General features: G+C 39.7%; 16 protein-coding genes and 1 other annotated feature. Of the genes, 5 read left to right on the top strand and 11 right to left on the bottom strand.

Annotation, left to right across the window (positions count from 1 at the left end):
* Positions 1–263: 263 nt before the first annotated feature.
* Positions 264–1,787 carry a helix-turn-helix domain-containing protein gene (locus tag RWN13_RS09665; RefSeq protein ID WP_314062730.1) on the top strand — a complete coding sequence of 508 codons (1,524 nt, stop codon included), beginning with the start codon at positions 264–266 and terminating at the stop codon, positions 1,785–1,787.
* A 50-nt stretch (positions 1,788–1,837) separates the two neighbouring features.
* On the opposite strand, the gene RWN13_RS09660 is transcribed toward RWN13_RS09665, so the two are convergent.
* On the bottom strand, positions 1,838–2,866 hold the full coding sequence (locus RWN13_RS09660) for a 3-deoxy-7-phosphoheptulonate synthase (RefSeq protein ID WP_314062729.1): 1,029 nt from the start codon (positions 2,864–2,866) through the stop codon (positions 1,838–1,840).
* 113 nt (positions 2,867–2,979) lie between these two features.
* Positions 2,980–3,222 (bottom strand) — a binding site (T-box leader).
* Between the two features lie 109 nt (positions 3,223–3,331).
* Positions 3,332–4,705: a PTS sugar transporter subunit IIC gene (locus RWN13_RS09655; protein ID WP_314062727.1), complete on the bottom strand. Its 1,374-nt coding sequence runs from the start codon at positions 4,703–4,705 to the stop codon at positions 3,332–3,334.
* Between the two features lie 202 nt (positions 4,706–4,907).
* On the opposite strand from RWN13_RS09655, the gene RWN13_RS09650 reads away from it, so the two are divergent.
* The gene (locus tag RWN13_RS09650; protein WP_314062725.1) at positions 4,908–5,657 is read left to right on the top strand and encodes a MurR/RpiR family transcriptional regulator; all 750 of its coding nucleotides are present in this window, start codon (positions 4,908–4,910) and stop codon (positions 5,655–5,657) included.
* Between the two features lie 29 nt (positions 5,658–5,686).
* Here RWN13_RS09650 and RWN13_RS09645 read toward each other — a convergent pair whose 3' ends face one another.
* The 5 genes from RWN13_RS09645 to RWN13_RS09625 form a co-directional block, all read right to left on the bottom strand.
* A complete protein-coding gene (locus RWN13_RS09645; RefSeq protein ID WP_314062723.1) occupies positions 5,687–6,445 on the bottom strand; it encodes a hypothetical protein in 759 nt (252 codons plus the stop codon).
* A 235-nt stretch (positions 6,446–6,680) separates the two neighbouring features.
* Positions 6,681–7,226: an isochorismatase family cysteine hydrolase gene (locus RWN13_RS09640; protein ID WP_314062721.1), complete on the bottom strand. Its 546-nt coding sequence runs from the start codon at positions 7,224–7,226 to the stop codon at positions 6,681–6,683.
* Between the two features lie 18 nt (positions 7,227–7,244).
* Complete coding sequence (locus RWN13_RS09635; RefSeq protein ID WP_314062718.1) at positions 7,245–7,934, bottom strand: 5'-methylthioadenosine/adenosylhomocysteine nucleosidase; 690 nt, start codon at positions 7,932–7,934, stop codon at positions 7,245–7,247.
* A gap of 15 nt (positions 7,935–7,949) precedes the next feature.
* Complete coding sequence (gene macP, locus RWN13_RS09630; protein WP_314062716.1) at positions 7,950–8,237, bottom strand: cell wall synthase accessory phosphoprotein MacP; 288 nt, start codon at positions 8,235–8,237, stop codon at positions 7,950–7,952.
* Between the two features lie 44 nt (positions 8,238–8,281).
* A complete protein-coding gene (locus RWN13_RS09625; RefSeq protein ID WP_314062712.1) occupies positions 8,282–8,842 on the bottom strand; it encodes an NUDIX hydrolase in 561 nt (186 codons plus the stop codon).
* A 362-nt stretch (positions 8,843–9,204) separates the two neighbouring features.
* On the opposite strand from RWN13_RS09625, the gene RWN13_RS09620 reads away from it, so the two are divergent.
* Positions 9,205–9,900 carry a 5-bromo-4-chloroindolyl phosphate hydrolysis family protein gene (locus tag RWN13_RS09620; RefSeq protein ID WP_314062710.1) on the top strand — a complete coding sequence of 232 codons (696 nt, stop codon included), beginning with the start codon at positions 9,205–9,207 and terminating at the stop codon, positions 9,898–9,900.
* A gap of 3 nt (positions 9,901–9,903) precedes the next feature.
* Complete coding sequence (locus RWN13_RS09615; RefSeq protein ID WP_314062707.1) at positions 9,904–11,124, top strand: toxic anion resistance protein; 1,221 nt, start codon at positions 9,904–9,906, stop codon at positions 11,122–11,124.
* Between the two features lie 20 nt (positions 11,125–11,144).
* Here RWN13_RS09615 and RWN13_RS09610 read toward each other — a convergent pair whose 3' ends face one another.
* From RWN13_RS09610 to gshAB, 4 genes are all read right to left on the bottom strand, one after another.
* The gene (locus RWN13_RS09610; RefSeq protein WP_314062706.1) at positions 11,145–11,534 is read right to left on the bottom strand and encodes a DUF2809 domain-containing protein; all 390 of its coding nucleotides are present in this window, start codon (positions 11,532–11,534) and stop codon (positions 11,145–11,147) included.
* 99 nt (positions 11,535–11,633) lie between these two features.
* Positions 11,634–14,162, bottom strand: a complete 2,529-nt coding sequence (mprF, locus tag RWN13_RS09605) for a bifunctional lysylphosphatidylglycerol flippase/synthetase MprF (RefSeq protein WP_314062704.1) — start codon at positions 14,160–14,162, stop codon at positions 11,634–11,636.
* A 104-nt stretch (positions 14,163–14,266) separates the two neighbouring features.
* A complete protein-coding gene (locus tag RWN13_RS09600) occupies positions 14,267–14,995 on the bottom strand; it encodes an alpha/beta hydrolase (RefSeq protein WP_314062702.1) in 729 nt (242 codons plus the stop codon).
* A gap of 136 nt (positions 14,996–15,131) precedes the next feature.
* Positions 15,132–17,417 carry a bifunctional glutamate--cysteine ligase GshA/glutathione synthetase GshB gene (gene gshAB, locus RWN13_RS09595; RefSeq protein WP_314062700.1) on the bottom strand — a complete coding sequence of 762 codons (2,286 nt, stop codon included), beginning with the start codon at positions 17,415–17,417 and terminating at the stop codon, positions 15,132–15,134.
* A gap of 319 nt (positions 17,418–17,736) precedes the next feature.
* Between gshAB and RWN13_RS23640 the strand changes: the two genes are divergently transcribed.
* A complete protein-coding gene (locus RWN13_RS23640) occupies positions 17,737–18,021 on the top strand; it encodes a putative holin-like toxin (protein ID WP_399553648.1) in 285 nt (94 codons plus the stop codon).
* The last annotated feature ends 53 nt before the right edge of the window (positions 18,022–18,074 follow it).

The raw sequence follows: 18,074 nt of genomic DNA, 5'->3' as shown, positions 1-18,074 counted from the left end.
ATTCTAAATCAGTATTAAATTCGTTAGGTTTTTCTGACGTAATTGAACATTGGTATTCCCTTTTATTCGGAAACCCCACCCCGAATGAACAATATCACTATTGGGGTTATTTAACCAAAAAGGAATAACGAACAGGATAATTACCTGATACAATAACTCCAAAGTCCACTGATACCGATCCACTAAAACAGAAACGAATACTTGTTTTCCATAATTACGGGGATCGTTAAATAACACTTTTATTGAGAAAGAAGGAATTAGCGATGTTGCTAAGTTTTTTAAAGAAAAACGAAATCACTAAATTAAAACTACTCTCGATCTTTTTTGCTAATGATAAAGTAATAGCAAAAGAGTTAGAAACTTTGTTAGAAACCCCACCCACAACGACGAGTCGCATGATTTCGACGCTGAAAGATGATCTTAAACAACTTTTCGATCATCAAGTTTCGATTGAAGAAAAAAATCAATTTTTCTTTTTAAAAACTAAAGAAGGTGTTTCTCAAGCAATGACCACCAACAAACTCTATTACAGCTACTTGGTTAATTCTATTGAATACCAAATCTTCAGAGGAATTATTTTTGAAAACCAGTTAAACATCTTAAGCCTTTGCGCTCAAATCAATATTTCTCAAAGTTACTGTTACTCAAAAATAAAAAAGATCAATGATTATTTGACTCCCTTTAAACTTAAGATTATCAGCGAAAATTTTCTTATCTCCATTACTGGACCAGAAACTCACCGAATTTTTTTTATCTGTCAAATACGTGACATGGTACGCAATCTGGAACATAAACCAAAGCATAACCCTCAAAAACAACTGGCTATCCTCAATGATCGTTTTCATCTGGATCAAATTGACCGGATTCCACTGGTACACTTAGATGTCTTTCATTCGTTCATTGACACCTATGAGCAACGAAAAAATTATCTCGAGACAATTATCATCAAGCGGAAAGACATTAAAGACATCTATCAGGTCGTACTTAACGAGAACAACATCTTCGGACAAAGCGGCGTTCTTGAAACAACCAAAGATGATGCTATCCAGTTTTACAATCTTTTTATCCGCTCTTTAATCCCCAATATTGATACTTACGAACAACGAGTAAAGATTGGGGAAACACTGTATCGTTTAAAAGGAAATGTCATTGTCGATCATGCCGTTCAGTTGACGAATGACATTATCAAACAAGTTTTTGCTGATGTTTTGGCTCGTTATGATGAGCAATACTTTGAATTAATTTATTTGATCAGCCTCTATGGTGCTTATATGGATATCTTTGGAATTGACTTTAAAACACATATTAAACAATCCATTCATATGGAATTACTGGGATTTGGTCCCCATCAACCGGCCTCTTTAGAACAAAAAATTAACGAACTCGTCTCTGCTTCGAGTCAAGTTTATCCCAGTTGGAAAGAGGAAACAAAGCAGGATTATGAGCAGTTAGTGACAAAAATCCTCTACAGCCTAGTTTATTCTTATCAACAGCCCACCTATAACATTATGATTGATACCTTTGGCTACTTGATTGGCGAATATTCCATTCAGAAACAAATTCTTAATTATTTCTCCAACAGTCACATTAATTTCGTTGATGACTACAGTAAAGTCGACCTATTAATCACCGACCGTTTTATCTCTTATGGCGAACAAACTCCCGTCTTTTTTTTCTCAGATATTCATTCCATCCCCTCCTGGGAGAAATTATTAACGACGATTGTCCAACAAACCCACAGAAAATTAGTCCGCCAAGTTAACTTAGAGGGTCGTTTAGCGCAATAAAAAATAGCCCGTCAATTGTTGAACAATGACGGGCTTACTCTATCTATTCCTTAGGCATTTTCAGCAATATACATCACCAGTGCTTCAGTGTCGTCCCAGCTTAGGCAAGGGTCAGTAATCGATTGACCAAATACTTGACCATCCGCTTCCTGACGGCCACCTTCAAGAAAGCTTTCAATCATAAAGCCACGAACCCATGTCTTCATGTCGGCATTCCAATGACGGTTTTCTAAGGTTTCTTTAACAATTCTAACTTGCTCCTGATGCTGTTTACCAGAATTATCATGATTCGTATCCACCATAATAAATGGATTTTGGAAGTTGCCTTCCTTGTAAAAATTCACCACTTTTAACAGATCTTCATAATGATAGTTAGGAATAATTTCACCGCATTCATTTAATCCGCCACGTAACACCACATGAGCTAATGGGTTTGAGCTGGATTCAACTTCAGCTCCATTAAAGATAAATTCCTGTTTCTGCTGAGCTGCATACAGAGAATTGAACAACACTTTCAAGTTACCACTAGTGGGATTTTTCATCCCAGTAGGCTGGTCGATCCCACTTGCTACAAAACGATGCTGCTGATCTTCAACTGAACGAGCCCCTACTGCGATGTAGCTAACTAAGTCATTAACAAACTCAAGATTTTCCGGATACAACATTTCATCAGCAGTAGTTAAGCCAGTTTCGCTAATTACCCGATTGTGTAAGCTACGAACAGCTGCTATGCCTTTGATTAAATTACTTTCGCCTTCAGGGTTTTGCTGATGCAATAACCCTTTGTAGCCATCCCCATTTGTCCGTGGTTTATTGGTGTAAACACGAGGAACCATAAAAACTTTATCTGCCACTTTTTCTTGTAGTTTAGCCAAACGGTGAACATACTCCATCACCGCTTCTTCTTCATGAGCAGAACACGGTCCAATGACTAATAAAATACGGTCATCTTTGCCTTCAATAATTTGTTTTAACTCTTCGTCGCGAGCTGCTTTTTTAGCAACTTGCTCCGGAGTTAACTTGGAGAGTGAATTGATCCCTTCAAAATCGATTGGTTTACTTAATTGTTTAAAACTCATGTGTCTAACTTCCCTTCATTTTTTCATCTGTAAACAATAGCTTGACCGCAACATTCGAATTTAGTTTGTCTGCCGTAGTTAACAATAAAAAAAGCCCCGCCCTTTCCATTGCTGAAAAGGACGGGACCATATAATCCGTGTTACCACCTTAGTTTATAGTTAACTTTCATTAACTACCTTAATAGGTACCTGTTGATACCTTGGCATGATAACGGCAGCGCTGTACCCGTCGCAGCCTACTTAATTCGGTGCGAAGTTCAAAGAGGAATTCAGATAGGTCTGTATGCGCGCCTCTCAGCTACCGGCTACTTTCTGTTTAACAGAATTATCTTACTAGTTCTTATCAAGACTTTTATTGTTTATTAGATGTAATTGTATGCAATAATTAACAACTTGTCAATGACAAAAATCAATAAAAGAGTGATAAATGTTAATTTCTTTGATTAAAATAGAAATAATGACTAACTAGCCCTCTAATTCAACCTTATTAGCGGCAAAAACAAAAGGTGTCCAAATCAGGAAACCAACCAATAAGTTAACCACTGATAAAATAATAGAATGCCAATCGCCACCTGTTGCCAAAAAGCCATTAATAATAGGTGGCATTACCCAGATAACACTGACGACAACTGGTCTTACTAAATCCGTCATAGTCGCAAAATAGGTAATTCCTGCCGTGACACAAGGAACTAAAATAACTGGTATCATGTACAGTGGGTTTAGCACGATTGGCATGCCAAACATCACAGGCTCATTGATATTAAACAAGCCTGGCGCTAAGCTCAACTTGGCAACCGTTAAGGAATCAGCCCGTTTAGAAAAAACTAAAATCGCACAGACTAACATCAGTGTAGCCCCAGAGCCACCTGGCCACACAAAGGCTTGAAAGGTACCAGATACCCATTTATAAGGAATGTCCAACCCTTTTTGGAAAGCGTTCATGTTTTGGTTCATGGCATTCCCCCAAATGGTGGACAAAACTGGCGCCATTACATTATCACCATGGATACCAAAGAACCACAGTAAGTGAATCAAAAAGACAATCAATAAAACAGAACCAAATCCCTGTGACAAATGAAGTAAAGGCTGTTGAATTGTCGTCGTAATCCAATCAATCATCGGTAAGCCTGTCACCTTTGAAAAAGCAAAGTTGATGATGCCACAAGTATACAAGGCCACACACGCTGGAATAATAGCCGCAAAGGCTTTTGAAACAGCTGGTGGCACTGAATCAGGCATTTTAATGATTAAATTAGCTTGCATTAACTTAGAGAATATAATAACCGAAACAAAGCCAAAAATAATCGCTGTAAATAGGCCTGATCCTCCCATATGGGCATCAAAATTAAAGAAGCCCCATGCTTTTGCCACAATCGTATTACCGTCAGTAACACTACCTCCCGCCTCTTCAATTAACTGAATCACATTACCGGGTAGTTTTTCTGACAGCGTTAGATTTGTGGTGGCGCTTTGAGTTAAGCCCATAATAAAGGCAGCAATCGATACAACCGCTCCAGAAAGTGGATCAACATTGTAAGCTTTTGCCAAATTATATCCTAAACTAATGGAAAAAATCACGGCCACAATTGCCAGACTACCTGCCCAAATGTAACCATTCACACTAATGACCGGTTGCATCGTTTCAACAAAACCAGTCCATCCCCAGTTAGTCGGGAAATCTCTTAAAAACGCATTCAATAACACAGCAATCGAACCTGCCATCGTGGCCGGCATGGTCCCAATAAAGCCATCTCTTAAGGCAACTAAATGTTTCTCATTTCCTATTTTTGATGCGATTGGAATAATATGCCGCTCCAACCAATTCATTAACCCTTGCATAATCGTCCTCCAATATTTTTAGTGTAAAGCGCTTCACTTAAATCATTATAATGTTTATCCCCGCAATAACCTAGTGATGACGACACGTAAGAAATGAGTTACTATTGAAAGGTAGCTGTTACCTTTGCGTAACCAGTTGTTACATGTTAAAATTTATAAGAATACAAATGGTGTTTGGCACCTTGATAGTGGAGGCAAAGAAATGTTATTTTTAGATGAAATGGTTGAGTTGAACGATACTGAAATGGATATTTATAATTATATTACTAGTAATATTGACAAGGTGATTTACATGCGAATACGAGATCTGGCAGATGAGGTTCACTACAGCACCACAACCATTTTGCGTTTTTGTCGTAAGTTTGACTGTCATGGTTTTTCAGAGTTTCGGATTAAACTACGGATGTTCCGCAAAGACCAGCAATTGATTCATATCGATCGAACAGATGAAACCACCTATATCGATTTTCTAACCCGAACGGCTCAGCCTGAGTTTCAAGCAGCCATTCAGAAAGTATGTGATATTTTGGAAGAGTCGGAACTGACGGTCTTCGTCGGTGTTGGTGCCTCAAAAATAATGGCACAGTATGGTTCTTTGTACTTTTCATCACTCTTCTTAATGTCTATTCACATTGACGATTTGGCTAATCATCCTCTGTATTACATGTCCGATCAGGTCTCAAAAAAACTCTGCCTCTTCATCGTCTCGGTTGACGGTGAGAACAAGGAAATCATTAAAAACATTCATCAACTAAAGCTTCACAATGCGAAAATTGTTTCCATTACGAACAGTGCCAAGTCAACGATTGCCAAGTTGTCGGACGCTAATATTCCTTATTACATTAATAAAGAACAATACCAGGATGCCAATATTACCTCTCAACTACCAGCTCTTTATACCCTTGAGCTGATTGGCAAAGAGATGCGAAAACAACTAAATTTAAAAGATTAAAAAGCAAGTTGCCTCGGCAACTTGCTTTTTTAGATAATCATAATTCCACCAATCCAGTCACGATCCGATAGATAGGCCGTTAAATCCATTAAGTAAGGCTCACTCCAGGAAGAGATAACCACGTAAGCTTTCCCTGCCTCTTCATAATAACCAGTGATTGTCACCCAGTGAGCATTCATCATAGTTGGGATAGCTGCCACATCTTTCAGTGGTAAATTAGAACTCAAATGAGAAATATGATACGTCACGGAGGAGTCATGGCGACCCAAAAAACGAAGTCCTTTGGGCAACATCTCCAACGTTGGTCCAATCATTAAGGGAACTGGACGATTATTCATCACCTGCTGCTGAATTAATTGCTGAAAGTCCGCCTTGCCTTTAGTCGAATAAAACTTACTCTGCTGTTGCTGAAAAAAACGATTAAAGCCACGACGCAATTGCCAGCCTTGAATGCCCAGAACAAAATTGCCATCATGCCGATAACGCTTTGGGTTAAATAAAGGATTGCGCCAGGGCTGTAAGTATCGATAAAATAGGGACTCTACAAACAACTGATAAGTTGACGCTGTCAACTTATCAGCATGAACCAAATCAGGCAAAGGTTGCAAGAGTTGGTGCTGACTGGCTAGATATAACAGAGTATCTGCCATGCTAATCAACCCACAGCCACCAAAACGAATCAAGTCACCGTTACTGAAGACGTCATCACGAAACCATTCCTGATTTCCACCATATGAGCCATTAATGGAGGGATACGCGCCTGTTAAACTCACACCTTTTTCACCCATTTCAACCCCTCATTTCTCCTTTGTTACGCTTAGTATAGCACCCTTTTGTTTGATAAGGATAACAGAACGAATTAGATGATTGAGCATGACCAGAAACTTTAAGATCAGCGATCTGCTTCACGGTTCACAGGCAGAAAAAAACGCCAAGAGAGCGACTACTCTCTTGGCGTTTTTGCTACCCTAAAGCTTATTCTATGACTAAATACATGTTGTTTATTCATTTACTGGATGGCCATTAAACAATCACCGCACCTAAGGTATTCTTAAAATGTCTTAACGCCCATTCATGTCCCTGAGCATCAAAGCTTTGAACAGCCTTTTCGTGAATGACAATCTGATACCCTAAATTATAAGCGTCAACGGCAGTATGCAAGACACAGATATCTGTACAAACACCTGTTATATGCACCTCTGTTATCCCACGCTCACGAAGACGAATATCCAAATCTGTCCCACTAAAGGCGGAATAGTGTCGTTTATCAAACCAATAAACGGTCTCTTTGTCTCGATTAGCGTCGTATAATGGGGCCAATTTTCCATATAAATGGCGGCCATCCGTTCCGATGACGTTATGAGGTGGAAAGAGCTTATTTTCTGGATGATACTGATCATTTGGATCATGAGCATCAATCGCAAAAGCCACAAACTCACCGTTCTCGATAAAGTTTCGAGTTATCTCAACTAAGGCTTCTTCAATCCCCTGCCCTGCTTCTCCTGTAGTCAGAGCCCCATCAGTCGCCACAAAGTCTTCTGTATAATCAATTGACAGTAATGCTTTCATCACAATCCCCTCTCTCTTCTAAAGTGATTTCACTAAAGCAATCACCATCTCAGCCGATTTCCGTCCTGCTTCCACAATAAATTCATCAAAATTAACACTTGCTGATTCATCCCCTACATCACTCATGGCACGAATCACCACAAAAGGCACCTTGAATTGATGAGCAACATGGGCAATCGCCGCCCCTTCCATTTCGTTGGCCAGTACATCAGGGAAGTAGCCTTTAATTAGATCAATTTTATCCTGTTTATCAACAAAGGTATCCCCAGTGACAATTAAACCGGTGCGAGTTTTTAAGCCATTTGCCTGAGCCGCTTGCTCCGTTTGAGCAATTAATTTAGAATCTGCCTCGTAATAAAGAGGCATACCAGCCATCTGCCCCATGGCATAACCAAAAGCCGTCACATCTGCATCGAAATAAGCTAGCTTATTGGAGATCACCACATCACCAATTGCCAAGCCTTCCCCAATCCCGCCTGCTGAACCTGTGTTAATCACCACATCTACTTGATAATGGCTGATTAGCAAAGTCGTCGTCACGGCGGCTAGCACTTTGCCGATCCCAGACTCAACTACCACTACTTGACGCTCACCAATCTCTCCCGAAATAAACGTGGCTCCTGCTTCGCTCCACTCCGTTTGCTGACTCATCACTGCTCGCAACAAACGAATTTCTTCTGACATTGCCCCAATAATTCCAATTTTCACTGATTTAATTCCTCTCTATAAATACTTGACCGCTAAAAACATCATTACCAATAATAACACCACAATAATAATTGCTTTGGTTAAAAAACTACTGCGTTCATGGATTTTTTCAGTTTGAACGGCACGGCTGCCTTTAACCGATTTGACCTTTTTCTTTTCTTTAGAAAAGAGTTTGCCAATCTTCTTCTCTTGAGCTTCGAATTGCTTTTGTAATTCCAGCTCTTTGAGTTTGTTTAGCTTACTTTCTTGCTCTTTCAGTTCCCGAATCTTGGCACGGGTTAATAACGGTTCCTTCTTAGACATGACTGCACCTCCCAATATAAACTTCCAGATGACCCCTCTTGAACTTACTTGCCGCGTAATTGCATTAATTCCCAATACTGAATAGCTAAGATGGTTTTCCCGTCATAAATCTCCCCTGAGGCAATTGCCGCTTTGGCTTCTGCCAAGGTCAAGTAATGAAGTTCGATTAATTCATCCTCATCTTGTGGCAACGGATTGTCAACTTTCTTCAGACCCGTAGCTTGGTAGATATACAAAATCTCATTCGTAAAACCCGGGGCTGAGGAAAACTCAATCACAAATTCCCAATTGTTCCCTTGAAATCCGGTCTCTTCTTCTAATTCACGTTGAGCTGTTTCCAAGGTATTGCCATCAGTGTCGTCAATTTTACCTGCCGGGATTTCTAAAATCACTTTTTCCAATGGCTTACGGAACTGCTTGACTAACACGATCCGCTCATCTGCTGTTATGGCAATAATACCTACAGCCCCATTGTGAAAGACTAATTCCCTTTTGGCCAACTCACCATTTGGTAACCGAACATCGTCGACAGCCAGCTCTATAATCTGACCTGAAAACAGCGTCTCACGCTTGACTGTTACTTCTTCAAACTCTTCAAATTTCATGCTTTACCCTCACAATCTGACGCCCAAACAGTAACGTCAGTTTTTCTTGTCCTAATCATACCGTTTACTGGTCTTTTTTTCAATTACTTAAGCAATAAGTCAACTTACGTTATTGTTAGTTCCCTAAAAATCACTTGCGACCATTGCCAATACCTGTTTTCAATAATCTCAAAAGGCTGATATAGCCTATTTTAACAGAAACCTACTATAGAAGTATCATTTTTCGGCCAATAGTAAATTTTTTCTTAACTAAGTCCTAAGTTTGATTTAAATCAAACTTCCGACTGATACCCTTCCGACCTACTTCTGTGCTAAAATAGATTCATGGAAGTTAATCAAACGGAATTGGAGTGAAAGTTAAAATGAATATAAAAAGAATCTCAAAATTTGTCGTCTATATACTTGCTGTAGTTGGTTTCTTTGTGGTCTTGGATGACACTGGTAGCATTTTGGGTGCTTTAATTATCGTCGGAATTCTCTTAGCCCTGTTAAAAGTTATGACAAAGATGTTGCCTAAAAATAAAAAAACCAACGATAGCGTTCCAATCGTCTCCATTCAAAAGGAACAACACTATCAGGAATTAGGCATGGACGATCAGCAAATCGCCTTTTTCCGTGAAACCATGGCCCATGCAAAAAAACAAATTGTTCAATTGGAAGACAACATGAATGCTGTCGCCAAATTAAAAGCCATTGATTTACGTAATGACACGGTCAAAGCTGCTAAAGCCATGTTTAAAGAACTCGTTAAAGAACCAACAAAATTACATTTAGCTGACCGCTTTCTTTACAATCACCTACCTAATTTGGTAGACTTAACTAACAAGTATCTTGAGATTAACGCCCACGACATTAAAACTAAAAATACTTACGATGCCTTGGAAAAAAGCTCCAATGTGATTGATGAAGTCTCTAAATTGCTCGTATCCGATTATGAGCGTTTTATGTCAGACGATTTAGATGAACTGGATGTTGAAATCACTTTAGCGAAACAAAACCTCTCAAGAGAACAGATGAATCAAGAAAAAATGGCTTATACTGAGAAAGAGGAGAATTAATGTATGTCAGATGAATTAAATTTTGATGAAGTGACCACTGAGCCGATTAAACAAGCAACGCCAGTGACAAGCACACTAGATGATTTACTGAGTAACCCTTTTATAGATCCAAATAGCGCCAACTTAACAACCGGTCAAAAGAGTGAGATTAATGAATTATCTAACTTAAAGGAAGCACCTAAATTGTTGGACCGTTTACCTGAAGACCGTCAACGCCAAGCACGGGAACTGGCCTCACAAATTGACGTCACCGATTCACAAGCAGTCTTAAGTTATGGTGCCGCCGCGCAACAAAAACTAGGGGAGTTTTCTCACTCCATGTTAAATCACGTTCAAAATCAGGATATCGGTCCTTTAGGTGATTCACTTAATGAATTGATGTATCGTTTAAATGAGGCCAGTCCTTCAGAGCTACAAGCACAAGAGTCAAATGTCTTTAAGCGGATGTTTGGCAAGGTTAAAGAGTCCATTTATGAAATCACTGCCAAGTATCAAAAAATTGGTGCTCAAATTGATAAAATTGCCGTTAAATTAGATAAAGAAAAAAATGGTTTATTAAGCGATAATGTCATGCTAGAACAGCTGTATCACAAAAACAAAGATTACTTCGATGCTCTTAACATTTACATCGCCGCTGGTGAAGTTAAGATGGACGAATTACAACGTGAGTTAATTCCCGCAGCTATGAAGCACGCTGAACAAACAGGAGATCAAATGGATGTTCAGACCGTCAATGATTTAAATCAATTTTTAGATCGTTTAGACAAACGGACCTATGACTTAAACCTAGCACGTCAAATCACCATTCAACAAGCGCCTCAAATTCGTTTAATTCAAAATACTAATCAGGCTCTAGCAGAAAAAATCCAAGCCTCTATCAACACGGCGATTCCCTTATGGAAAAACCAGGTAGCGATTGCGTTGACCCTACTACGTCAAAAAGATGCAGTCACAGCTCAACGTCAAGTATCAGAAACCACAAACGATTTACTGAAGAAAAACTCAGAAATGTTGAAAATTTCTGCGATTGAGACCGCCCAAGAAAATGAACGTGGCATCGTCGATATTGAAACCTTGCAAAAAACTCAGAATGACTTGGTTGAAACTATCCAAGAAACCATTCGGATCCAAAAAGAAGGTAAAGATAAACGACGTGCTGCCGAAATTGAGCTGGCCAATATGGAAAACGATTTGAAAAATAAATTACTGGAAATGACCCAGTAATCAAAACACCCATCCTTTTTTCAAGGATGGGTGTTTCGTTTGTTGATAAAACCTCCAAGTAAGACACCGACCGTATAGGACAGCAAGTCACGCCATAGAAACCCATAACCTAAAATCAAACCACCTAAGGTCGTCCGTCGAATCTGATTGAGCCATTCCCCCTGATAAAGCTGGCTAACTTCAATCAAATAGCAAAAAACCAGTGCCATCATTATCAACTTTAGATTACTTAAATTAGGAAATAAGAAACAACATCCCCAAAAGACCATTAATGCCCATAAAGCATCACCTAAATAATCGTTGATGACCTCTGGCAAAAGAAAAGCTAGTTTTCGTGCCAATAAGCCACTAATCATAATCAAAACCGTAGATATACCGTATCCCATTCTTTTTTTGCTTATTTTAACCACCGCCTCATTTAATTATACCTATGTTGAACAAAAACACCCTCCCCTACTCCGATCTTAAGAAAAAATTACGCCCCGTCATCAGCAACGGGGCGTTTATAATTAATGGTCATCCTTTGGTGCATTCACCAATATCAGTAGCTGAATTAAGGTGTAAATGAGTGAACTGTTTTTAGGATAAGCCGTATACTTCGCCACCCAGCGAGTGGCATACTTACTCTTATAATTACGTAGTCCCTGAAACGAATAAAAATGAGTACCGTACTCGTATATATAATGGGCCACCCGTTCTTGAAAAAAACTGTTTTTCGCATAACCAACATTCGCCAACGGTGCCATCCCCATATTGAAATACTGATAACCTTGTTCTTTCGCCACATCAAACAAATTGGTAAACAAACTGTCCATCACACCTGAAGGGGCGTCACGATAATGGCGCATCAAGTCAATGGTCATTTGCTCCTTATTATACGTTGGCATAATATTCGCAAAAGCCACAAGTTGCCCTTGATTTTTTATCACAGCGATCGGCGCCCGATTTAAGTAAACCTCGTCAAAATACCCCATGGAGTAACTCTTTTCCCCCTGACCTTCCAACCATTCATCGGAGATACTCCGTAACTGAGAGACAACTCCCGCTGAAAAAGGCGGTTGTATTAATTCAAACTGAAAATGTTCCCGCTCCATTTTATTCAGCAAAGAACGAACTCCTTTTAATTTTTTTCCTGATAAGCTGAAATTTTGGACATCCACATAAGCCTCTTCACCCATTTTCAAGAAATCAAAACCATGCTCATGGAGCAACATAACAAAAGACTCCTGCACTTCATAAAAGACTAACCGATAGCTCAAAAGATCCGCCGCTGCCATAAAAGCTTCAATCGCCTCTAAGAAATAAGCAGGATCTCCTACTGGTTCCCCCATGACCATGCACTTGTCCGCTTTTAATTTGTATTGGAACACCACAACTGGTTTACCAGTCGAATTTTCATAAAAAAATAATCGTTTATCTCCTAAAAAAATCAGCTGGCTCGTCTCGTTGCCACCATACTCATCGAGTAGCCCCATCACTTTTTCCTGATTAACAGTTTCACCTAAGGTAATGTCGCTTTTGGATAAATAATGACCAAAGATAAGCAATAAAGTGGCTGTTATCACAATCGTTAGTAATCCCAACAACCACATGTGTTCAGAAGGGAAAATCAAAAAATCATGCCTTACGCGATGATGTCTGTTAGGCAAATTATACACGCCGATAATCACATACAAGAGGGCTAACCCACTATATAATACGCCATCAAAGGTCAACATTTCCCATGAGTAGACCAACCTTTCACGGTAAAACTGACTTCTGGAAAACAGCACAAACAGTAACACTAACATTAAAATAACAACAAGTGCCCACGAAAACTCTTTCCAAATAACGTAGATAATCGAGGCACTAAGCAAAATAACTGTTGGCATAAAGGTTTTTTTTACCTTTTGAGCCGCTCCTCGTCCCATGGCTAAGAGTAAGAAACCAATAATTAAACTAGGGGTTTGAGTTAAAAAGTGAAAAGAAGCTGGATTCAGTTTGCCAATTACAGGGTAATCACTAAAGGCTTCTGGAATCGTTGCTGATAAGACTAATAAGATTCCCGCCACATACAAAGCTGTCACTAAAGCATAATGAGCCACCTTACTAGCTGCCTCTTTAGGAATGCCATTGTACCGTTGATTAAATTGTCCGCCAACATTATGTGTCAACAGTAATAAACCAATTCCAAAAGGAATGAGATAATAAAAAAGACGGTACAGTAAAATCCAAATGACTGCTGTTTCATGCGGGATGCCTAAAGCTGATAACCCCAATAAAATCATCACATCAAAACTACCTAAAGCCCCTGGTATCATGGAAATCATCCCAATGATTGAACAAGCAATATAAAGGGGAATAATCTTGCCAATGGAAAACTCTATTCCCATTAATTTTCCCACACTAATAAAGGCCGTCAAAACGCCTGTCCATTCTAGAAAAGAAGTTCCCACCAACTGACCTTCGATTTTTACCGTTAAATCGTCAAAAAAGCCTGCTTCACTTCGATGGGTAACTAGTAACAATAGTGGGAAATAAAGACTGCCACCAGCCAACCAAGGCCAGTATTTATGCAAGAATGGACCACCTTGGCCCGACCACAGAATCAATAACGAGATCATACAATAAATGGATACTCCTGACATAAAGAAAAGCAGAACTTTCGATAAAGCTTTCAGCAATTCTTTGCCTTCCGTCTTTTTTCCATAAAACTGTGTCCGTAACCCCGTACTAATCAACCCACCAAAACCACAAAGATTATTGATAGTGTTGGTAATCCAACTGGTTTGCAAAACATAAGGCAGAGTTGGGTTTTCAGGCAATAAACCCGTTAAAATCACATCATATAATAACATTGGCATCACAGCAACCAGACCAATAATACCCATGGCTACAACCGCCAGAGGATGAAGTGTCGCTAATACATCCTGTAGTTGAGATAAAGACGTGGTTTTAGCAATCGTCAACACTTCTCTTACTACGATCACACTAACCGATAGTAAAAAGATAAATTTAAACAGTTTGGCACGTTTTTTTAGCCACCCTAACACTTGCATCTCACATCACCTTTCTTTGTCAAGCTTGTATGAACAAAATAAACTAGTCAGCAACTCATCACTTCAGCCAAAATCCGTTGACATCATGAGCAACTGACTATTTTTCAACGAGTAAAGGGTTCCATCAAAAACCTTAAGACCCGTTGGTTAAAGACTTCCGGCCGTTTCTTGGCTAAGGTATGGCCAACCTTCGGTACAATTTCCAATTCTGACTGTGGTAGCGCCTTAGCAATCGCAGCTGTATGGCTTAACTTAATGCTATCCCGTTGGCCAACAATCACCAAGGTTGGCCGATTAAGGCGGCTTAAATCAGCTGTTGTAATCTCTAAGGGGCGAACAATCAAGCTGAGCAAACGAGCAAAATGGGCAGCTAAACTAGAAATTCCTGACACCATTGAGGTTAACCAGTAACCAACTTGAGATAACATACGGGTCCACCAAGTTAAATCTGCTGGCTCTAAATTACCTGAATTCAGCACTAAACGATCCACATGCTGAGGGTAAAGGACCGCAAAGGTCATAGCCAAATTAGCCCCGTCACTAAACCCTAATAAATTAACACGTGAAAGCCCCTCTCGCTGACAAATAGCTAAGATATCCCGCGCCATCAATTTAAACGAAAGATAATTTTTTTGGTTACCGGATTTGCCATGTTCCCGACTATCCATGGCAATCACCTTAAAATAACGGCTAAAAGTCGAAATTTGTTCTTTGAAGTATCTTGAGCTACCTCCATTCCCATGTAAAAGTAGTAAAGGTTCTCCTTCACCGTAGGTTTGATAAAATAACGACGTGCCGTCAAAAGATTGAACATAGTGTTTCGTTGCTTCCATCTCATCACCTTCTTCTCTTTAATCATACTATTTTGTGAGAGATACGGCAATTATCTGCCTTTTGTAGTCACAAGATTAATAGTCGTTATCTAAAGCATCAAAAAAAGGAACCCAAAAGTTAGGTTCCAGTGTTTGCTTAATGAGGTACTTCTGGGAATAAGAGGTGTAACACATCTTGGGTTAAGCGACGGCCTTGACCGGCAAATGGATAGGCGTGCATGTGCATTGCTGGATTGAAGTTAGCTTCAATAATTCCATAGGCGCGGCTGTCTCTAATAGCTGGAATCGTCTTATCCGGAATAATCAGATCAATGCCACTGATCTTCGCTCCAAGGGCTTCCACAGCTTCCACCGCAATTTGTTTATAGCTCTCATCAAAATCATCGGTAATATCAATGGAATCTCCACCAGTACTAACGTTGGAGTTTTCCCGCAAATAGACAATCTCTCCTTTTGGTAAAACATCTTCAACCTGATAACCTTGTTCCTTCAACATCAACTTTTCCAAATCGCCTAATTGAATGATTTCCAAAGGAGAACGATGGTGGGTGCCACGCAACGGATCCTGATTTTTTTCAGCCACCAGTTCCGCAATAGTCTGTTTGCCGTCACCTGTCACATTAGCAGGGATACGCAATAAAATAGCTTTGACATGACCATTAATCACGAAGAAACGATACTCCGTGCCTGGTAAAAATTCTTCTACTAGCACTTCGGAGTCTTCTTTAAAGGCAATTCTCAGACCAGCCTGATAATCTTCCAAGCTAGCACCATCTTTAAAAATCGAAATGCCAATGCCGTAGTTCGTCGACTTCGGTTTAATGACAATCCCTCTCTCAGCAAAATAACCATAGCTGTCCACAGCCTCTTCCATCGTGGCAAATTCTTTACCGCCCGGAACTTGGAAGCCGGCTCGTGCTAAAACTTTTTTAGTGGCAGTTTTATTAGCCATTAATAATGGCACAATATAGGTATCCTGACTGGTCATATTGGCATTTTTGATGTATTCAATATGTTTGCCATATTTCAATTTCAAGAATTGGTCATGGCGGTCAATAACCTCCACATCCACCCCCATTTGCATACTGTCGAACATCAAAATCTGAGTCGACAACTCCATATCACGGAAACCAGCTAGCTGATAAGGTTTTTCCCAAGCCTTTTCATAATAATGACGTCCTTTTTCCAAAGCGAAGTCATGCTGGCTTTGACCATTTGAGACCCGTGTCATTAATTGGCCCGCCAATGTTTTGGCCGGATCATCAAAATAACTGACCGCTTCAGTAATCAAGGTTTTCAAGTGATCTGAGAGCTTAACAGCCTCGGCCATCTCTTGCATTCCTCTAAGTAGGTCTAAGCCCTCAGCCTTTAAGGAAGTCTGGCTAAGAGGACGTTCCAGTGCGACTTGATTATTCAATCGATCACCGTCATGTAACAGCTGATCTTTATCCGCTTCTTGATTATCCAACCACAACATATACATTAAAAACAGTTGAATAAACTCAATATTTTCTTCAGAAATACCATAAGGAGCAAACGGATCATTGTCAATGTTGCGAACTTCCATATACTGGACGCCACACTCTTTTAAATCCGAGACTTTCTTGCCACCCCGTAACCTAACAGGTGAATAAAACTCCTTATCTTCCGACATGACGCCTTGATCGACCAAGGCTTCAATTTCCTCTACATAGGCTTGAATAGAACGATAAGAAACAAACACGTCATCGTGATTGGTATAACCAAACTTACTGTTGCGAATACTTCGAACAGGTTCATCAGGTACTTCATTGTCACAGCCGGTAAAGTAGCCCTCCTCCGACAAGGGGGACGCTCCAAGTAAGTAGGTAATAAACCAGCGGTAACGCAAATAATTCCGTGATACCTTTAAATAGACTTCTGTTTTAAACATTTCAAAATCAATAATCTCCGTCTGCTCTGCATATAACCGCTCAATCATCTCTGGAGAGAATTCAAAATTATAATGAATGCCACTGACCATCTGCTTTCGCTTGCCGTAAGAACGCGCTAAATAGCGACGGTAGAGGACGTCTTCAAAGCGTTCTAACTTAGCAATGATGATCTCTTCGTCTTTTTCAGGTAAAATGGGTGGCATACTTAAGGGCCACAACATCTCATCTTTGTTCATGGAACGCAATGCCACTTCATGGATAGCCGCTAAATGCTCCAGGACTTCCCTTGGCGAATTAGCTACCGGCGTAATCAATTCCATTTGTGTTTCGCTAAAATCCGTTTGAATCGACGGATGAAAATTACGACTACCTAATGTACTAGGATGATCGGTAGTAGCCAATGCGCCATCTAAGGTCACTCGCTGACTTTCTTTTTCTATGCCAAAACGCGCTTCTTTAAATAAAGCGCTGATTTTATCTGTCTTTAATGCTGCTTGTAATGTCTTCATTTAGTTCATTCACCTCTAGATTTTTTGGTCTCTTTGAGATGATTATAGCATTCTATCTGTTAAAAAGCTGTGAATTGATTTAGGTTTTTTCAAGCGTTCCAAGAAAAGTCTTATGAGCGCTGATTTTGTCACCTTTTGTCAGACATTCGGGATGATCCATCCCCTAAACGTTGTTTCTTCTCGTCCATTTGAAATAAGACACACTAGCTTTTTCACGATTCCCACTAAAAAAAAGCATGGTTAATCGAAAAAAACATTGCTATAATTTGGGCACAGAGGGGTTTTAAGACGATGGCATATCCAGTTCAAAAAGGAGTTGATGCGTATGAGTGTGCGTACAAATCCCAATGAAAGGAGGTGCCTTGTGAGTGTCGCTGAAGCGATCGGATTAATGGTAAGTTTTGGCATGTTTATCGTGTCATTTCTTGATCTTATTCTGAAGATCAGTTGCAAAAAACAAAACAAAAAAAGACTGTCAAACTCTCCCCAGGGTTTGACAGTCTTTTTGTTCAGCTCTGCCACCGTTCTTAGAACGGTTAGCTCTAAGCTAAAGATCAATGTTTCAGCGCTGATATTTTTCTATGATTATTGTACCATTTTATAGGAAATGGACACGGATTCCTGTCTTTTTCATGCCAAAACCAACTGCTTTGACCA

The sequence above is a fragment of the uncultured Vagococcus sp. genome (assembly GCF_963518325.1).
GTDB lineage: Bacteria > Bacillota > Bacilli > Lactobacillales > Vagococcaceae > Vagococcus_D.
The sequence above is the reverse complement of the archived record's forward strand: the minus strand, read 5'-3'. Positions and strand labels throughout refer to the sequence as shown.